Source organism: Vibrio sp. ECSMB14106 (genome assembly GCF_000972265.1).
Lineage (GTDB): Bacteria > Pseudomonadota > Gammaproteobacteria > Enterobacterales > Vibrionaceae > Vibrio > Vibrio kanaloae.
This window is the reverse complement of sequence record NZ_LAUM01000074.1, coordinates 1-655: the sequence shown is the minus strand read 5'-3', so window position 1 is coordinate 655 and position 655 is coordinate 1. Positions and strand designations below refer to the sequence as shown.

Genomic DNA, 655 nt, shown 5'->3' with positions numbered 1-655 from the left:
TGCGCTCGTTGCGGGACTTAACCCAACATTTCACAACACGAGCTGACGACAGCCATGCAGCACCTGTCTCAGAGCTCCCGAAGGCACTCCTGCGTCTCCGCTGGATTCTCTGGATGTCAAGAGTAGGTAAGGTTCTTCGCGTTGCATCGAATTAAACCACATGCTCCACCGCTTGTGCGGGCCCCCGTCAATTCATTTGAGTTTTAATCTTGCGACCGTACTCCCCAGGCGGTCTACTTAACGCGTTAGCTCCGAAAGCCACGGCTCAAGGCCACAACCTCCAAGTAGACATCGTTTACGGCGTGGACTACCAGGGTATCTAATCCTGTTTGCTCCCCACGCTTTCGCATCTGAGTGTCAGTATCTGTCCAGGGGGCCGCCTTCGCCACTGGTATTCCTTCAGATCTCTACGCATTTCACCGCTACACCTGAAATTCTACCCCCCTCTACAGTACTCTAGTTCACCAGTTTCAAATGCAGTTCCGAGGTTGAGCCCCGGGCTTTCACATCTGACTTAATGAACCACCTGCATGCGCTTTACGCCCAGTAATTCCGATTAACGCTCGCACCCTCCGTATTGCCGCGGCTGCTGGCACGGAGTTAGCCGGTGCTTCTTCTGTTGCTAACGTCAAGATGCGCAGCTATTAACTACACA

At 53.3% G+C, this 655-nt stretch carries 1 rRNA gene; it reads right to left on the bottom strand.

From position 1 onward, the window contains the following. A 16S ribosomal RNA gene (locus tag WR49_RS20700) occupies window positions 1-655 on the bottom strand; the annotation flags it as partial.